This is a genomic window from Streptomyces sp. RPA4-2, assembly GCF_012273515.2.
GTDB classification, from domain to species: Bacteria; Actinomycetota; Actinomycetes; order Streptomycetales; family Streptomycetaceae; genus Streptomyces; species Streptomyces kaempferi.
In genome coordinates this window covers 4,564,541-4,580,561 of sequence record NZ_CP050975.2, presented here as the reverse complement: position 1 = coordinate 4,580,561, position 16,021 = coordinate 4,564,541, and the positions used below count along the sequence as shown (strand labels likewise).

Genomic DNA, 16,021 nt, shown 5'->3' with positions numbered 1-16,021 from the left:
TGCCGCAAGCCACCCCTTCGGCATGCGTGTTGGCGAAATCCGGGTCCACGTAGACGTGGATCCTCTTGATGAGTTCACCCTCGAACTACTGAACACGACAAGACGGTGGCCGAGCGGGCGCGGGCGGTCGTCGAGGCGCTGCGCGTGCTGCTGGAGGACGACATCGCGGCCTGCCAGCGCAACGGCGACCTCGCCGCGGACGCGGACCCCGGAAAGCTGGCCGCGCTGGTGCTCGCCGTACTGCGCGGCATCGAAGCGCTGGGTAAAGCCGGAGCGGACGAGGAGAGGCTGGCGGACATAGCCCGCACCGCCCTCGCCGTACTGCCCCGCCCCACGGACTGACGGTCCTGCGGATCAGCAGGCTGCGGGTTCGCATCCTGCCGAGTGCACACAGGTGAGAGGCTCCGGAGGGATCCGGGGCCTCTCGCGTTTCCGGGCCGTACGGATATTTCCGGGCCGTACGGACAGGGGTGTCCGAGACGCGGCTCGTCAGATCTCGACGGCCTGGTAGGTCTCGGTGTAGCTGTCGCCGTCGGCTCCGTAGTAGACGCACTGTCGCGCATCGAGGTCGACGTCGTACCGGACGACGCCGGCCTCCCAGCAGCCCTGGACGAACTCGGGAAACGTGCTGTCGCCTGCCTGGTCGACACGGAGTGCGGTGAGGAGCGCCCGGCGGTCGAACGGCGTGACGTCGACCATGCCGGCGACCAGGGGTTCGCTCTGGACGGCGACGGGTCCGGCGTCGGTGAGGTACAGCATGGTGTTCGACGGCACGGCCATCCGGCAGCGGGTGACCCCGGCCTGCCGCAGGGCTTCCGCGAGATACGGGAACCCGCCCTCCTTGGGGCGGATGGCGGCGGCGCGGTCCAAGGCGGCCCGCAGGCGGTCGGTCGCGGTGTTCATGGCGTCTCCGGGGAGGGTGATCGGGCAGGCCTTCGCTTCCTATACTGACAGTAGGTTCACAGAGTGACAACATGTTGTCAATTGAGGAGGGTGTGGCATGCCGGACGAGATCGCGTTGCTGGTGGCGGACGTGTTCGAGGCGGCCGGACTCCTGCGCAGGTCAGGTGAGGCGATCGCCGCGACCGAGGGGCAGACGCAAGCCCGCTGGCAACTGCTGAGCGCTGTTTCCGGGAGTTCGCAGACCGTGGCACAGGCGGCCCGCCGCCTCGGCGTCACCCGGCAAGGGGTCCAGCGCGTCGCGAACGATCTCGTTGCTGAGGGCCTCGCCGCCTTCGGGCCCAATCCCGATCACCGCGGTTCGCCGCTCCTGGCCCTCACGCCCGACGGTCGTCGCGTGCTGAACGGGATCACGGCCCGCGCCGACGAGGTCCACCGCACATTCGCCGCCGACATTCCGCCGGGAGAGATCGCCGGTGCCCGTGCGTCCCTGCGCCGTCTCATCGAGCAGGTGCGCCGACACGAAGCCGGCGGCCGAGCGCCGGGTGCGTGACGCCCGGCCTCGGACCCTTCCCGCCCGGAAGGGGTCTCCGGCCCACCTGACGTGCCGGCCCGGTCCGGCCGGCGGGCCTTTGGGGTGGGGCACTTGCGCCGAATCGATCCTTCTGTCGCCTATTGGGTGAACATCATTGATTTCTACGGGAGTTGCATGCTTCCTCGCCTAATTTCCGGCGTGGAGGTGATGCTCGATGTACGAGCAGGACGCGATCGACATCAACGACTTCGTGTTCGCGGCGACCGGGGCGCGGGTGCGGAGGGTGACGTCGGCGGACGGGGAGCACTGGTTTCCGGCGGCGGACGTGGCCAGGGTCCTCGGGTACACGAACACCCGCCAGGCCCTTCTCCGGCATGTCGCGGCAGAGTGCCGGCAGAGTCTGGAGGACCTTGCGCGAAGCGTCCACGGCGCGGACGCCTTGAGCAGGATCGCAGGTCACAGACTCAAGAAGTCGATGACGATGGTGAATCTGCAGGGGCTCGTCAGGCTCGTCAACGGGTGTGCCAAGCCCGAGTGCGAGCCCTTCAAGGCGTGGGCGGCCGAGGCCGTCGTGAGCATCCAGCGCGACGGCTGCCACGCCCTCGAACCGGCCCCCGTGCAACCCGCCTCCGACGGGGGCGTCGCCTACGCCGTGCCTCAGCAGGTCGCCGATGCCCTCGTACGGCTCGAGGGGCGGAACATCCTGGCGGACGAGGCACTCGCGGCGCGGGCGGCGGTGCGTAACGCCCTGGTGACCGAGCGCGACAGATCGGCGGCCGAGGGCAACCGGCCGGCGGCCCGGTGCGAAAGGCCGGCCGCGGAGCCGAACCGGCCGCTGCGGGAGTCCGGCCGTGGCCGGCGTGCCGTGTCCCGGGGCCAGGACGCGCTCGCGCGAAGCCAGGAGGTGATCGGGCGCAGACAGGAGATGATCGCCCGGAGCCAGGACGCGATGGCGGCCGCCCTGGGACGCATGGCCGAGTCGTTGGACCGGATCGCCGGGCGGATGGGGGCGGGGGCCGGGGCGAGAAGCCGCCGGTGATGACTCCGCGGGAGCGGTGCGTACGTGCAGAGGCGTACGCGCAGAGGAGTTCGAGGGTGGGCGTGGGCGGGCCGGGCGCGTTGTCAGTGGCAGCGCCTACGCTCGTGAGTGATGGCACAGACGTGGAGATGTTCGGGTCTGCGGTGGCTTAGGCGGGCGGTCCCGTGCTGGTGTGGGGTGGCGGGCGGGAGAGCGCGCTGACCACGGGGAAGCGTGTCGCCTTCACCGTGGCGGACGGCGGCGGCCGGGCGTGCGTGGGGGCCCGGGGGAACGCGTGCCCCGTGCGGGCGGCCGTCTCGGGGCGCAGTACGGGGGCCCGGTGCGAGGAGTGCGCGCGCCTGGACCGTGCGCACTCCGTGGCCGCCGACACGATGGCCGACGACCCGCGTCCGTACCGCGTGTATCTCGCCTGGTTCGGACCGGGGATGGTGAAGGTCGGCATCACCGGCTCGGCACGCGGCTCGGCGCGACTGCTGGAGCAGGGAGCCCTCTGTTTCAGCTGGCTGGGGGAGGGGCCGTTGATGGCCGCGCGGCGGACCGAGGAGTTGCTGCGGGCCGCGCTCGGGGTGCCGGACCGGATCCGGTACGCCGACAAGCGAAGGGTGCGGTCGGCGCTGCCGGACGCGGCCGAGCGGCTGGAGGAGATCCGGCAACTGCACGCGCGCGTCGCGGAGCTCGACGGCTGGCCCGACTCCCTGGAGCGGGCGCCGTTCCGGGCCGTCGACCACGTGGAGGTGTTCGGGCTCGACGGAGTCCCGGCAGCCGTGGGCGCCGTGAGCGAGCTGACCGGAGGCGGCGCGGTGAGCGGTGAGCTGGTGGCGGCCGCCGGCCCCGATCTGCATCTGGCGACCGCGAGGGGAGTGGTCGTCCTCGACACCCGGCTCATGACCGGGTGGGACCTGGCCGCGGGGGCGAGCGGATTCACCGTACCCGTACGGGAGTTCCGTGAGGCGGAGGACGCCGTGGTGCAGGACGGGCTGTTCTGAGGGGGCGCTCGGCGGCCGGGAGCGTGAGGTCAGGAGTCGGCCTCCTCGGGGTTCTTTGGGGAAAGGGGGTGGACCGGCGGTGACACCTACGACCATGGTGGGCGACATGAGCGATCAACCCCGGACACCCGTCGACGTCCAGCGCGGCGGGGGGTCCGGTCCGCGCACGGCTGACGGGGAGGACGTACGGCGATTCTGGGAGCGGCTCGGTCTCCCGGGCCTCGTCGACGTCCACACCCATTTCATGCCCGAGCGGGTCCTGCGCAAGGTGTGGGACTACTTCGACGGCCTCGGCCCGCTGACCGGCGGCATCGAATGGCCCATCACCTACCGCGGCGACGAGGACGAACGGCTGGCGTTGATCCGGGAGTTCGGCGTACGGGCCTTCACCGCGATGCTCTATCCGCACAAGCCCGGCATGGCGCGATGGCTCAACTCCTGGGCCGTCGACTTCGCCCGCCGCACGCCCGACTGCCTCCACACCGCCACCCTCTTCCCCGAGCCGGACGTCGAGGCGTATGTGCGGGAGGCGGTGGAACAGGGCGCCCGCGTCTTCAAGGCACACGTCCAGGTGGGCGCGTACGACCCGGCCGACCCGCTCCTCGACTCCAGTTGGGGGCTGCTCGCCGAGGCCGGGATCCCCGTGGTGATGCACTGCGGGTCCGGACCGACGCCCGGCAAGTACACCGGGCCCGAGCCGGCCGGCCGGGTCCTCGCCCGGCACCCCCGGCTGCGGCTGATCGTCGCGCACCTGGGGATGCCCGAGTACGAGGAGTTCCTCCGTCTCGCCGAGCGGTACGCGGAGGTGCGGTTCGACACGACGATGGCGTTCACGGACTTCAGCGAGCGGCTCGCGCCGTTCCCACGGGAGGCGTCGGCCCGGCTCGCCGCCCTCGGCGACCGGATCCTGCTCGGGACCGACTTCCCGAACATCCCGTATCCCTACGCCCATCAACTGCACGCCCTGGAACGGCTCGAGCTGGGCGACGACTGGCTGCGGGCGGTCTGCTATGAGAACGGGGCGCGTCTCTTCGGGATCGCTCCCCCGCGCGCGGACGGCGTCGCACCCCCGCCCGGAGGCGCCCCGGGAACCGCCTGATCCTCCCAGGAGTTCGCTGAGAGGCGCCTGTGCGTTTCTCAGAAAAATCACAGGTCTCCGAAAGGATGCTCTCAGCGGCGCCCAGCAAGGTGTCCGCTATGACCACGACCTCGCCCCAGGGGCGTACCGAACTGCTGAGGCCGGACGGGAGCCCCGTCCGAGTCCTGGTGGTGGACGACGAGCTGTCGATCACCGAACTCCTGTCCATGGCCCTTCGTTACGAAGGGTGGCAGATCCGTAGCGCGGGTGACGGACAGGGAGCGGTGCAGAGCGCGCGCGAGTTCCGCCCCGACGCCGTGGTGCTGGACATGATGCTGCCCGACATGGACGGGCTCGCGGTCCTGGGGCGGCTGCGCCGTGAACTGCCGGACGTGCCCGTCCTCTTCCTCACCGCGAAGGACGCCGTCGAGGACCGCATCGCCGGTCTGACGGCCGGCGGTGACGACTACGTCACCAAGCCGTTCAGCCTGGAAGAGGTCGTGGCGAGGCTGCGCGGGCTGATCCGCCGCTCCGGTGCCGCCGACCGGCGCTCCGACTCGACGCTGGTCGTCGGGGATCTCACCCTCGACGAGGACAGCCACGAGGTGTTCCGCGCCGGGGACAGCATCCACCTCACCGCGACCGAGTTCGAACTGCTCCGCTTCCTCATGCGCAACCCCCGGCGCGTGCTCAGCAAGGCGCAGATACTCGACCGCGTGTGGTCCTACGACTTCGGCGGCCAGGCCAACGTCGTCGAGCTGTACATCTCGTATCTGCGCCGCAAGATAGACGCGGGGCGCGAGCCGATGATCCACACCCGGCGCGGAGCCGGTTACCTGATCAAGCCCGCGGTGTCATGAGCGGACGACGACGGCCGCGTGGGCGGGGGCGGGGACGACAGCCACGCACACTGCGGACGCGGCTCGTCGTCTCCGCGGTGACGCTGATCGCGGTGGTGTGCGCGGTGATCGGTACGGTGACGACCCTCGCGCTGCGCTCGCATCTGTACCAGCAGCTGGACGGCACGCTGGGGGAGGTCGCCAAGCGCGCCGCCGGCCTGTTCAAACCGGGGGGCGGGAACCAGGCCGGTGGCACCGGGATACCCCCGAACGCCCGGTCCGACGGCGCCGGCATCGTGTCGACCGACGTCTTCGACTTCCTCACCAGGGGGCCGAACCAGGAGGACACCATCGGCGCCGCCGTGTCGAACGGCGTGATCACCCGGGCGGTCGTCTCCGAGCAGCAGGACACCACCGCCGTCGGCGACGTCCCGGACATGGGCACCAAGGAGCTCGGCGCCGCCCAGAAGGCCGCGCTCGCCACCGTGCCGAGGACGGGCACGCACACCGTGGACGTCCCGGGCCTCGGCGAGTACCGCGTCAAGTACCAGGAAGGCTTCCGGGGTGCCTACTACGTCGCCATCCCCACCAGGACCGTCACCAACACCGTCGACACCCTGATCCTCGTCGAGGTCAGCGTCACCGCCGCCGGTCTCATCGCCGCCGGTATCGCCGGCAGCGTCCTCGTCGGGCTCGCCCTGCGCCCCCTGCGCAAGGTCGCCTCCACCGCCACCCGTGTCTCCGAACTCCCCCTGCACACCGGCGAGGTCACCCTCTACGAGCGGGTCCCGGAGTCGGAGGCCGACCCGCACACCGAGGTCGGCCAGGTCGGCGCCGCGCTCAACCGCATGCTCGACCACATCCACAGCGCCCTGCACGCACGTCAGCAGAGCGAGACGCGCGTGCGGCAGTTCGTCGCGGACGCGAGTCATGAGCTGCGTACACCGCTGGCGTCGATCCGGGGTTATGCCGAGCTGACCAGACGCGGCCGCGAGGAGACCGGGCCCGACACCCGGCACGCCCTCGGCCGGATCGAGTCCGAGGCCGGCCGGATGACCGGGCTGGTGGAGGACCTGCTGCTGCTCGCACGCCTCGACGCCGGACGCCCGCTCCAGTACGACGGCACCGACCTCGTACCGCTCGTCATCGACGCCGTGAGTGACGCACGGGCGGCCGGCCGCGACCACGACTGGCGGCTCGAACTGCCGGAGGAACCCGCGCTGGTCCTCGCGGACGCCGCCCGTCTGCAACAGGTCATGGTCAACCTGTTCGCGAACGCCAGGACGCACACCCCGCCCGGTACGACCGTCACCGCACGCGTGCACCGGCACGGACCGTGGCTGTGCGTGGACGTCCAGGACGACGGACCCGGCATCCCGCCCGGACTGCTGCCGCGCGTCTTCGAACGCTTCGCGCGCGGCGACTCCTCGCGCTCCCGCGCCTCCGGCTCGACCGGTCTCGGGCTCGCCATCGTGCAGGCCGTCGCCTCCGCGCACGGGGGCGCCGTCACCGTCGACAGCGTGCCGGGCAGGACGGTGTTCACCCTGCACCTGCCCGCGCTCGCCGACGACCCGGTCGTGGAAACGACCCCGCGAACCACCGTGGAAACAAAGGCGCAACGGCACTCACAGCCACAGCACAGTGCCACCACATGGGTGCGACAGGGCGTCTGACCAGAGTCGTTCCCATGCGAACCGACTCTTCTCCCGGCGACCTGCCGGCGCGGGAGCACCTCCCGGCCGGGTCCGCCGGTACGCCTGTCCTGGACGTAGTGATCCCCGTCTACAACGAGGAGAAGGACCTCCAGCGGTGTGTGGTGAGACTCCACGAGCATCTCGAGCGCACCTTCCCGTACCCGTTCCGCATCACGGTCGCGGACAACGCGTCGACGGACACCACTCCCCGGGTGGCCGCACGCCTGGAGTCGCGGATACCGGAGGTCCGGTCCCGCCGGCTCGAACAGAAGGGCCGAGGACGCGCGCTGCACACCGTGTGGTCGGCCTCGGACGCCCCGGTCCTCGCCTACATGGACGTCGACCTGTCCACCGATCTCAACGCCCTGCTGCCGCTGGTGGCTCCGCTGATCTCGGGCCACTCCGACCTCGCCATCGGCTCCCGGCTCGCCCGGAGTTCGCGTGTGGTGCGCGGCGCCAAGCGGGAGTTCATCAGCCGCGGCTACAACCTGATCCTGCGCGGCTCGCTGCAGGCCCGCTTCTCGGACGCGCAGTGCGGTTTCAAGGCGATCCGCCGTGATGTCGCGCAGGTGCTGCTGCCGCTGGTCGAGGACACCGGCTGGTTCTTCGACACCGAGATGCTGGTGCTCGCCGAGCGTGCCGGGCTGCGTATCCACGAGGTGCCGGTCGACTGGGTCGACGACCCGGACTCGACGGTGCACCTCGTGCGGACGGCGACCGACGACCTGAAGGGCGTGTGGCGCGTGGGGCGCGCCCTCGGCACCGGATCGCTGCCGCTGGACCGGCTCGCGCGGCCCTTCGGGGACGACCCGCGCGACCGCGACCTGACCGACGTGCCGGGGGGCCTCGCCCGCCAACTGGTCGGATTCTGCGTGGTGGGCGCCCTGTCCACGCTCTTCTACCTGTTGCTCTACAACGGCTTCCGGTCCTTCTCCGGCTCACAGGCCGCCAACGCGCTCGCCCTGCTGGTCTCGGCGGTCGCCAACACCGCCGCCAACCGGCGGCTGACCTTCGGGGTCCGCGGCCGTGGCGGCGCGGTCCGCCATCAGGCGCAGGGCCTGGTCGTCTTCGGTATCGGCCTCGCGCTCACCAGCGGATCGCTCGCCGCTCTGAACGCGGCCACGAGCAGCCCGGCGCACTCCACCGAGCTGTCGGTTCTGATCGCCGCCAATCTGGCGGCGACCGTGCTGCGGTTCCTGCTCTTCCGCGCCTGGGTCTTCCCGGACCGGCGCGACGGCACGAGCGACGGTACGTCGTCCACGGTGGTGGCGTCGCACACCCCGGCCCCGGCCCAGCCCTCGTACGCGACGGCCCCGGCCCGGCAGGGCCCCCGGCATCCACAAGGGTCCCCTCTCCCGGCGGCGACGCGATCCGCGCACGACAGCGCGTACGACAGCGCGTACGGCAACGCCTACGACAACACCCACGACACCGACGAGTTCCGCGCCCGTGACGCCGCGGACCGCACCTGGGGGGACGCCACCATGCAACTGCAGCCGGTGCGCCCGCACGATCACGATCCGAGGGACGCACGATGACCACTCAGCCCGACACGAGCCGTCAGCCCGACATGAGCCGTCAGCCCGACGCGCATCCCTCCGCGGAGCCGGCGCCCGTGCGACGTCCGCCGACCGGCCAGGGCGATACGCCCCAGCGAGAGCCCTCCGCACCCGGCGCCCTTCCCGGGCCCGGTGAACCCCGGCGGCCCTTCCTCCACCGCGTCCGGCGAGGCCGGCCCGAGGACCCGCGCTGGGTGCGCCCCGCCTTCGCCGGACTGCTCGTCGCCACCGCGCTGCTCTACCTCTACGGCCTGAGCGCCTCCGGCTACGCCAACTCCTTCTATTCGGCGGCCGTCCAGGCCGGCAGCCAGAGCTGGAAGGCCTTCTTCTTCGGCTCGCTCGACTCCGCCAACGCCATCACCGTCGACAAGCCCCCGGCCTCGCTGTGGCCGATGGCCCTGTCGGTGCGGATCTTCGGCCTCAGCTCGTGGGCGATCCTCGTCCCCGAGGTGGTCATGGGCGTCGCCACGGTCGGTGTCCTGTACGCGGCCCTGCGCCGCCGGTTCAGCCCGGCGGCCGGTCTGATCGCGGGCGCGGTCTGTGCGCTGACTCCCGTCGCCGCGCTGATGTTCCGGTTCAACAACCCGGACGCGATGCTCGCGCTGCTGATGACCGTCACGGTCTACTGCGTGATCCGCGCTCTGGAGGACGGCCGGACGAAGTGGCTCGTGTGGGCGGGCGTCGCGGTGGGCTTCGCGTTCCTCGCCAAGACGCTCCAGGCGTTCCTGATCCTGCCGCCGCTGGCCGTGCTGTACGCGGTCTGCGCGCCGGTGAGCGTGCGGAAGCGGTTCGCGCAGATCGGCCTCTCGGCGGGCGCGATGCTCGTCGCCGGCGGCTGGTGGGTCGCGATCGTGGAGCTGTGGCCCGCGTCCTCGCGCCCGTACATCGGCGGCTCGCAGAACAACTCGTTCCTGGAGCTGACCTTCGGCTACAACGGTCTCGGCCGCATCAACGGCGACGAGACAGGCAGCGTCGGCGGTGGCGGTGGCGGTGGCGGTGGTGGCACCGGGATGTGGGGCGAGACCGGCTGGAACCGGATGTTCAACTCCGAGATCGGCGGCCAGATCTCGTGGCTCCTGCCGGCGGCCCTGATCCTGCTGGTGGCCGGCCTCGTCCTCACCCGGAAGGCGGGGCGGACCGACCTGACCCGCGGCTCGTTCCTGGCCTGGGGCGGCTCGCTGCTGATGACCATGGCCGTCTTCAGCTACATGGCCGGCATCTTCCACCAGTACTACACGGTGGCCCTGGCGCCCTACATCGCGGCCGTCGTCGGCATGGGCGCGACGGTGCTGTGGGAGGAGCGGGGGAAGGTGTGGGCGTCGCTCACCCTGGCCGGTGCGGTCACCGCGTCCGCGGCCTGGGGGTACGTCCTCCTCAACCGCACCCCCGACTACCTGCCCTGGCTCAAGTGGCTGGTCCTCGTCGGCGGTCTGACGGGCGCGCTCGGCCTGGTCTTCGTGACCCGGCTCGGCCGCCATCTGGCGCTCGTGGCCGCGGGGTTGGGCTTCGTGGCCGCGCTCGCGGGCCCGACGGCGTACACGCTCTCCACGGTGAACACCGGGCACTCCGGCTCCATCGTGACGGCCGGTCCGTCCGGGGCGAGCACGATGGGCGGTCGCGGCGGTCCCGGCGGCGGTATGCGGGGCGGCTTCCCCGGCGGCGGCCGGAACCAGCCGAACGGCAACGGCACCCAGCAGAACGGCAACGGCACCCAGCAGAACGGGCAACAGGGCGGGCAGCAGGGCGGTGGCACGGGCGGACCCCCGACGGGCGGGACCGGTGGCTTCCCCGGCGGGAGCCAGCAGGGCAACGGGAACACCCAGGGCAAGGGCGGTACCCAGGGCCAGAACCGGCAGGGCGGCATGCCCGGCGGTGGCACGGGTGACGGCCGCATGGGCGCAGGCGGCGCCGGCGGTCTGCTGAACGGCGCGAACGTCGGCTCCGCGGCCAGGACGCTGCTGTCGAAGAACGCCGACGACTACACCTGGGCGGCCGCGGCCATCGGCTCCCAGAACTCGGCGAGCTACCAACTGGCCACCGGGAAGCCGGTGATGGCGATCGGCGGCTTCAACGGCACCGATCCGTCCCCGACTCTGGCCCAGTTCAAGAAGTACGTGGCCGACGGCAGGATCCACTACTTCATCTCGGGCGGCGGCATGGGCGGCGGTATGGGTGGCGGCGGCGCCTCGGGCACCGCCTCCGCCTCCTCCCGGATCAGCTCGTGGGTCACGGCCAACTTCAAGAAGGTGACCGTCGGTTCGGCCACCTTCTACGACCTGACGCGGCCGACGAGCTGACGAACCGACCCCGAGGCACTCACCGGGCGGTGGCCCGGAGCGATCGAGCTCCGGGCCACCGCCCGTTCCGTTCCGCGCCTCACCGGCGGCACGGGGATCGGCGGACCGCCGGGCCGCGGCGTTGCTACGGCGTGCGGAGAGGGCAGACTCCGCGAGGGCGGTTTCCGCGCAAAGCGCGCTTAGCATCAGGGAGGACGGACCGGAGCGTTCCGGCCCGCCGTCGCGAGTGACCGCAGTCCCCCGTTCCGAGGAAGGTACGCCATGGTGAGGGCAGCCGGCCGGGCCGAGCGTCCGGCGCGGACCAGTGTCTGGCTGGAGGGAAAGGCCCCCCGGGGCGGTGCGGCACGCGGCGGTGGTCAGCCCTCGGGGCTCGACCGGGACCGGATCACCGAGGTCACGGTACGGCTGCTGGACGCCGAGGGGATGGCGCGGTTCTCCATGCGACGGCTGGCCGCCGAACTGAACGTCACCGCGATGTCCGTGTACTGGTACGTGGACACCAAGGACGACCTGCTCGAACTCGCCCTCGACGCGGTCTTCGGCGAACTGGGGCTGCCCGACGCCGAGTCGGGCGAGGACTGGCGGGACCAGCTGCGGTCCGTGGCCACCGGCTACCGCGCGCTGCTGGTCCGGCACCCCTGGGTGTCACCGCTCATCGGCACGTTCCTGAACATCGGCCCGCACTCCATGGCCTTCTCGCTCTGCGTCCAGAAGGTGGTCCGCAGCACGGGCCTGCCCCCGCACGGCCAGATGGGCGCGCTCTCGGCGGTCTTCCAGTTCGTGTACGGCTTCGGCACCATCGAGGGCCACTTCGTGCAGCGCTGCGCCTCGGCGGGCATGAGCCAGGAGGAGTACTTCCGCCAGGCCATGAGCACGATCAGTGAACAGCCGCAGTTCTCGGCCAACTTCGAGAGCGCCGCGGACCTGATGGAGGCCCGCGGCGGCGACACGGTCGAGGAGATGCGCGAACGGGACTTCACGTTCGCCCTGGAGACACTGATCGCGGGCATCGAGACCATGGTGGCCCGCGGCGCGGACACGCCCTAGTCGTTCTGTCCGAGGCGGACGTCGCCCGCCGCGCACCGGCGACTCCGGGGTGCTCCCCGGCTACTCCTGCGACGCCAGACGCGCCGGGAAACCGCCCGTCGCGACCGGACCCCACTTCTCGGGGGTGATCCGGATGATCGCCTTCCCCTGCTTGAGCATCGCCGCGCGGTACTCGTCCCAGTCCGGGTGCTCGCCCGCGATGTTCCGGTAGTACTCGACGAGCGGTTCGACGGAGTCCGGCGGGTCGATGACCTCGGCGGTGCCGTCGATCTGGACCCACGGCCCGTTCCACTCGTCGCTCAGCACGATCAGGCTGACCCGCTCGTCCCGCTTGGCGTTGCGGGTCTTGGCGCGCTCGGGGTACGTCGAGACGACGACGCGGCCCGCGTCGTCGACCCCGCAGGTCAACGGCGAGCCCTGGGGGCTGCCGTCGGCCCGGCGGGTGAGCAGGATGGCGCGGTGGCGGGGGCGGACGAAGTCGAGCAGTTCGTCGCGGGATACGGAGGTGTTCGTCGCGATGTTCGGTGCCATGGGGGCAGCCTAAGGGCTGTCCCGCGCCCGGGAACGGGGCGCCGCGGGGGGTGTCACCTCACATCTGGGGCAACGCCGCGCCCTGCACCGCCTGCACGTCCAGCTCCACCTTCAGCGTGGTGCCGATCGCGGAGATGCCCGCCTGGACGACCTGGTTGTAGTTCATCGCGAAGTCCTCGCGGTGGAGTTGTGCCGTCGCCCGGAAGGCCGCGCGGGTGCCGCCCCACGGGTCCGCGCCCGTGCCCAGGTAGGCGAGGTCCAGGTCCACCGGGCGTACGACGCCGTGCAGGGTGAGCTCGCCGTGGACGGTCCAGCGGTCGGAGCCGGCCGGGGTCAGGCCGGTGGACCGGTAGGTGATCAGCGGGTACGTCTCGACGTCCAGGAAGTCGGGGGACCTCAGATGGCCGTCACGCATCGCGTTGCCGGTGTCGATGGAGGCCGCCTGGATCACCGCCTCCACCCGGGACTTGGCCACCTCGTCCGGGGCGATCTCGATGGTGGCCGAGAAGGCGGTGAACCTGCCGTGCACGCTGGAGATGCCCAGGTGCTGGGCGACGGCCCCCACCGAGGAGTGGGCGGGATCGACGGTCCACGGGCCGGGCGGCGGCAGCTCGGTGCCGCCCTGCCGGGCGAGGACCACGGTGCCGACCTCGGCACGGCCGCCCGCCGTGACGATCGCGCTGGAGGCGGCGGGCGCGTACCCGACCGCGGTGACGATCACGGTGTACGCGCCGGGCGTCAGCGCACCGGCGTCCCGGACGGCGCCCTCGGCGTCCGCCTCCGCCCGCAGCACCTGTGTCCCGGTCATGTCGGTCACCGTGACGACCGCGTGCGACACGGCCCATCCGTCCCGCGTACGAATCCGTGCGGTCAGTCCCATCCCGTTTCTCCTGCCTGTCTTGCACATGAACCGGCCCGTGGGAGCACGGCCTCCGCTCGGAGCGCGCGTCCCACGGGCCGGGGTTTCCTGTTACTCGCCGGGGTGGGCGAGTTCGATGTCGTGGTCGTCGACACCGCGACCGCCGACGGTCAGCGCGGTGGCCACCGGCGGGTAGCCCGTCGCGATGACCGTGTACTCGCCGCCGTCCAGGTCGGTGAAGGCGTACGCGCCGTCCGTGCCGGTGCGCGCCGTGCCGATCACGTTGCCGGCCGCGTCGACCAGCGTGACCCGCGCGTCCGGCAGCGGGCCGCCGGGCGCCCTGACGACACCCTGGAGCTCGGCGCCGGCGCGGAGTTCGACCTCGACCCGGGTGACCCCGGCGCCGCCGACCTCGACGGGCAGCGCCTGCGGACGGTGTCCCGCCGCGTTCACGGCGACGGTCACCGGTCCGGGCACCAGCTCGGCGAAGGCGAACTCGCCCTGCTCACCGGTGGTCCCGGTGGCCAGCACGTCGCCGCGCACATCGGTCACGATGACCATGGCGTCCTTGACCGGGGTCCCGGTGATGGCGGCCCGCACGAGCCCGCTCAGCCCGCTCGTGCCGCTCAGCAGGATGTCGTACGCCACCGGCTCGCCGTTCACGACGATCGTCGAGGCCTGCGGCTGGAAGCCGTCGGCGGAGGCGATCAGGACGTACGAACCCGTGCCGGGCGCGTCCACCGCGTAGGAGCCGTCGGCCTGTGCGACCGACCGGCCCAGTTGCCGTCCCGCGAGCGAGATCAGCGTGACCGCGGCCCGCGGCACCGGCGCGCTCTCGGCGCCGCGGACGTGACCGCGGACCGGGATCCCGCCGGCGGGCGCCGGGGCGCTCTCCCTCGTCGCCGTGGCGACGGCGGCGAGTCGCTGGGTGCCCTCCGGCGCGGGCTCGGTGTCCGCCGAGGTGTTCGTCAGGGCGTTCGTCGCGGGGACGGCCCGGCCCGGGGCCTCCTGCTCGGCGGCGACGGCGGGAACCCCCGCGTCGGCCTGCGCGGCCTGGGCCGCCTGTGCCAGCGCGCCCGAGGTCCGCAGCGGGACCTCCTTGATGAACAGCATGACGAAGAAGGCGAGCAGTGCCAGCACGGAGGCGATCATGAAGACGTCCGCGATGCCGTGGCCGTACGCGCTCTCCAGGAGGGTGCGCAGCGGGGCGGGCAGGGCGTCCATGTCCGGGATGGTGCCGGTGCCGGAAGAGGCCGCCGCGGCCGCGTACTTGGGGTCGAGGCCGGCCAGGCCGTCCTTGACGTAGTCGGTGATCCGGGTGGACATGATCGCGCCCAGCGCGGAGACGCCGATCGCGCCGCCGAGGGAGCGGAAGAACGTCACCGTGGAGCTGGCGGAGCCGAGGTCGGACGGCGCCACCTGGTTCTGCGTGGACAGCACCAGGTTCTGCATCGTCATACCGATGCCGAGGCCCAGCAGCGCCATGAAGATCGCGACGTGCCAGTAGGTCGTGTCGTAGCGGATGGTGCCCAGCAGACCCAGGCCCGCGGTGATCAGGGCGCCGCCGCTGACCAGCCAGTACTTCCACCGGCCGGTCTTGGTGATGACCTGGCCGGAGACCGTGGAGGCGACGAACAGGCCGCCGATCATCGGGATGGTCATGACGCCCGACATGGTCGGGGACTTGTCACGGGCCAGCTGGAAGTACTGGCTGAAGAAGACCGTGCCGGTGAACATCGCGACGCCCACGAAGAGCGAGGCGAGGGAGGAGAGGGTGATGGTGCGGTTGCGGAACAGCCGCAGCGGGATGATCGGCTCGCTCGCCTTGGACTCGACGAGCACGAAGACCGCGCCGAGAAGGATCGCGCCGCCGACCATCGCGGCGGTCTGCCACGACATCCAGTCGTACTTGTCACCGGCGAAGGTGACCCAGACCAGCAGCAGCGAGACCGCGGCCGAGATGAAGAACGCGCCGCCCCAGTCCACCTTGACTTCCCGCTTCACGACGGGCAGGTGCAGGGTCTTCTGCAGCACGATGAGCGCGATGACCGCGAACGGCACACCGACGTAGAAGCACCAGCGCCAGCCGAGCCACGAGGTGTCGGTGATGACGCCGCCGAGCAGCGGACCGCCGACGGTTGCGACGGCGAAGGTCGCGCCGAGGTAGCCGGAGTAGCGGCCGCGCTCGCGCGGGGAGATCATCGCCGCCATGACGATCTGGGCGAGGGCGGACAGACCGCCGACGCCGATGCCCTGGACCACGCGGCAGGCGATCAGCATGCCGGCGTTCTGCGACAGACCCGCGGCGGCGGATCCGAGGACGTAGATGATCAGGGCTATCTGTACGAGCGCCTTCTTGCTGTACAGGTCGGAGAGCTTGCCCCACAGGGGCGTGGCCGCGGTCATGGAGAGCAGCGCGGCGGTGACGACCCAGGTGTAGGCGGACTGGCCGCCGCCCAGGTCGCCGACGATCTCGGGCAGGGCGTTGGTGACGATCGTCGACGACAGGATCGCGACGAACATGCCGAGGAGCAGCCCGGAGAGCGCCTCCATGATCTGCCGGTGTGTCATCGGAGCGCCGTCGGAGGACCCACCTCCGTGCTTGGCGTGAGCCCGCACACCGGCTGGTGTGGTCGTTGCCATGGGCTTCCTTCTCT

General features: G+C 71.6%; 13 protein-coding genes and 1 pseudogene. 10 read left to right on the top strand and 4 right to left on the bottom strand.

Annotation, left to right across the window (positions count from 1 at the left end):
* Positions 1–105: 105 nt before the first annotated feature.
* Positions 106–342: a hypothetical protein gene (locus tag HEP85_RS20020; protein WP_211118028.1), complete on the top strand. Its 237-nt coding sequence runs from the start codon at positions 106–108 to the stop codon at positions 340–342.
* A 147-nt stretch (positions 343–489) separates the two neighbouring features.
* On the opposite strand, the gene HEP85_RS20015 is transcribed toward HEP85_RS20020, so the two are convergent.
* Positions 490–903, bottom strand: coding sequence for a DUF1398 family protein (locus HEP85_RS20015; protein ID WP_168528948.1), 414 nt, complete (start codon positions 901–903; stop codon positions 490–492).
* Between the two features lie 97 nt (positions 904–1,000).
* Here HEP85_RS20015 and HEP85_RS20010 point away from each other — a divergent pair, with 97 nt between their 5' ends.
* The 9 genes and pseudogenes from HEP85_RS20010 to HEP85_RS19970 all read left to right on the top strand — a co-directional run bounded on the left by HEP85_RS20010 (position 1,001) and on the right by HEP85_RS19970 (position 11,974).
* Entirely contained in the window at positions 1,001–1,453 is a 453-nt protein-coding gene (locus HEP85_RS20010) for a MarR family winged helix-turn-helix transcriptional regulator (RefSeq protein ID WP_168528947.1), read from the top strand.
* A 196-nt stretch (positions 1,454–1,649) separates the two neighbouring features.
* Positions 1,650–2,474 (top strand): Bro-N domain-containing protein, encoded by an 825-nt coding sequence (locus HEP85_RS20005; protein WP_168528946.1) that lies wholly within the window; start codon positions 1,650–1,652, stop codon positions 2,472–2,474.
* A gap of 111 nt (positions 2,475–2,585) precedes the next feature.
* Positions 2,586–3,460, top strand: a pseudogene (locus HEP85_RS20000) (DUF2797 domain-containing protein).
* Positions 3,461–3,566: 106 nt separating this feature from the next.
* On the top strand, positions 3,567–4,559 hold the full coding sequence (locus HEP85_RS19995; protein ID WP_168528944.1) for an amidohydrolase family protein: 993 nt from the start codon (positions 3,567–3,569) through the stop codon (positions 4,557–4,559).
* A gap of 98 nt (positions 4,560–4,657) precedes the next feature.
* A complete protein-coding gene (locus HEP85_RS19990; protein WP_211118027.1) occupies positions 4,658–5,398 on the top strand; it encodes a response regulator transcription factor in 741 nt (246 codons plus the stop codon).
* A complete protein-coding gene (locus HEP85_RS19985; RefSeq protein ID WP_168528942.1) occupies positions 5,395–7,050 on the top strand; it encodes a cell wall metabolism sensor histidine kinase WalK in 1,656 nt (551 codons plus the stop codon). Before HEP85_RS19990 ends, HEP85_RS19985 begins: the two co-directional genes overlap by 4 nt.
* A 14-nt stretch (positions 7,051–7,064) precedes the next feature.
* On the top strand, positions 7,065–8,609 hold the full coding sequence (locus tag HEP85_RS19980; protein ID WP_168528941.1) for a bifunctional glycosyltransferase family 2/GtrA family protein: 1,545 nt from the start codon (positions 7,065–7,067) through the stop codon (positions 8,607–8,609).
* Complete coding sequence (locus HEP85_RS19975; RefSeq protein ID WP_248002007.1) at positions 8,606–10,927, top strand: glycosyltransferase family 39 protein; 2,322 nt, start codon at positions 8,606–8,608, stop codon at positions 10,925–10,927. The genes HEP85_RS19980 and HEP85_RS19975 overlap by 4 nt, the downstream gene beginning before the upstream one ends.
* Before the next feature lie 261 nt (positions 10,928–11,188).
* On the top strand, positions 11,189–11,974 hold the full coding sequence (locus tag HEP85_RS19970; RefSeq protein ID WP_168528940.1) for a TetR/AcrR family transcriptional regulator: 786 nt from the start codon (positions 11,189–11,191) through the stop codon (positions 11,972–11,974).
* 60 nt (positions 11,975–12,034) lie between these two features.
* Here the strand turns inward: HEP85_RS19970 and HEP85_RS19965 are convergent, their stop codons facing one another.
* The 3 genes from HEP85_RS19965 to HEP85_RS19955 form a co-directional block, all read right to left on the bottom strand.
* Positions 12,035–12,505: a PPOX class F420-dependent oxidoreductase gene (locus HEP85_RS19965; protein WP_168528939.1), complete on the bottom strand. Its 471-nt coding sequence runs from the start codon at positions 12,503–12,505 to the stop codon at positions 12,035–12,037.
* Positions 12,506–12,563: 58 nt separating this feature from the next.
* Complete coding sequence (locus tag HEP85_RS19960; RefSeq protein WP_168528938.1) at positions 12,564–13,385, bottom strand: YceI family protein; 822 nt, start codon at positions 13,383–13,385, stop codon at positions 12,564–12,566.
* Between the two features lie 90 nt (positions 13,386–13,475).
* Positions 13,476–16,007, bottom strand: coding sequence for an MFS transporter (locus HEP85_RS19955; RefSeq protein WP_168528937.1), 2,532 nt, complete (start codon positions 16,005–16,007; stop codon positions 13,476–13,478).
* Positions 16,008–16,021: the final 14 nt, after the last annotated feature.

Coding starts and splice junctions, on each gene's coding strand:
- HEP85_RS20015 (WP_168528948.1), bottom strand. CDS start 903: ATGAACACCGCGACCGACCGCCTGCGGGCCGCCTTGGACCGCGCCGCC.
- HEP85_RS20010 (WP_168528947.1), top strand. CDS start 1,001: ATGCCGGACGAGATCGCGTTGCTGGTGGCGGACGTGTTCGAGGCGGCC.
- HEP85_RS20005 (WP_168528946.1), top strand. CDS start 1,650: ATGTACGAGCAGGACGCGATCGACATCAACGACTTCGTGTTCGCGGCG.
- HEP85_RS19995 (WP_168528944.1), top strand. CDS start 3,567: ATGAGCGATCAACCCCGGACACCCGTCGACGTCCAGCGCGGCGGGGGG.
- HEP85_RS19990 (WP_211118027.1), top strand. CDS start 4,658: ATGACCACGACCTCGCCCCAGGGGCGTACCGAACTGCTGAGGCCGGAC.
- HEP85_RS19985 (WP_168528942.1), top strand. CDS start 5,395: ATGAGCGGACGACGACGGCCGCGTGGGCGGGGGCGGGGACGACAGCCA.
- HEP85_RS19980 (WP_168528941.1), top strand. CDS start 7,065: ATGCGAACCGACTCTTCTCCCGGCGACCTGCCGGCGCGGGAGCACCTC.
- HEP85_RS19975 (WP_248002007.1), top strand. CDS start 8,606: ATGACCACTCAGCCCGACACGAGCCGTCAGCCCGACATGAGCCGTCAG.
- HEP85_RS19970 (WP_168528940.1), top strand. CDS start 11,189: ATGGTGAGGGCAGCCGGCCGGGCCGAGCGTCCGGCGCGGACCAGTGTC.
- HEP85_RS19965 (WP_168528939.1), bottom strand. CDS start 12,505: ATGGCACCGAACATCGCGACGAACACCTCCGTATCCCGCGACGAACTG.
- HEP85_RS19960 (WP_168528938.1), bottom strand. CDS start 13,385: ATGGGACTGACCGCACGGATTCGTACGCGGGACGGATGGGCCGTGTCG.
- HEP85_RS19955 (WP_168528937.1), bottom strand. CDS start 16,007: ATGGCAACGACCACACCAGCCGGTGTGCGGGCTCACGCCAAGCACGGA.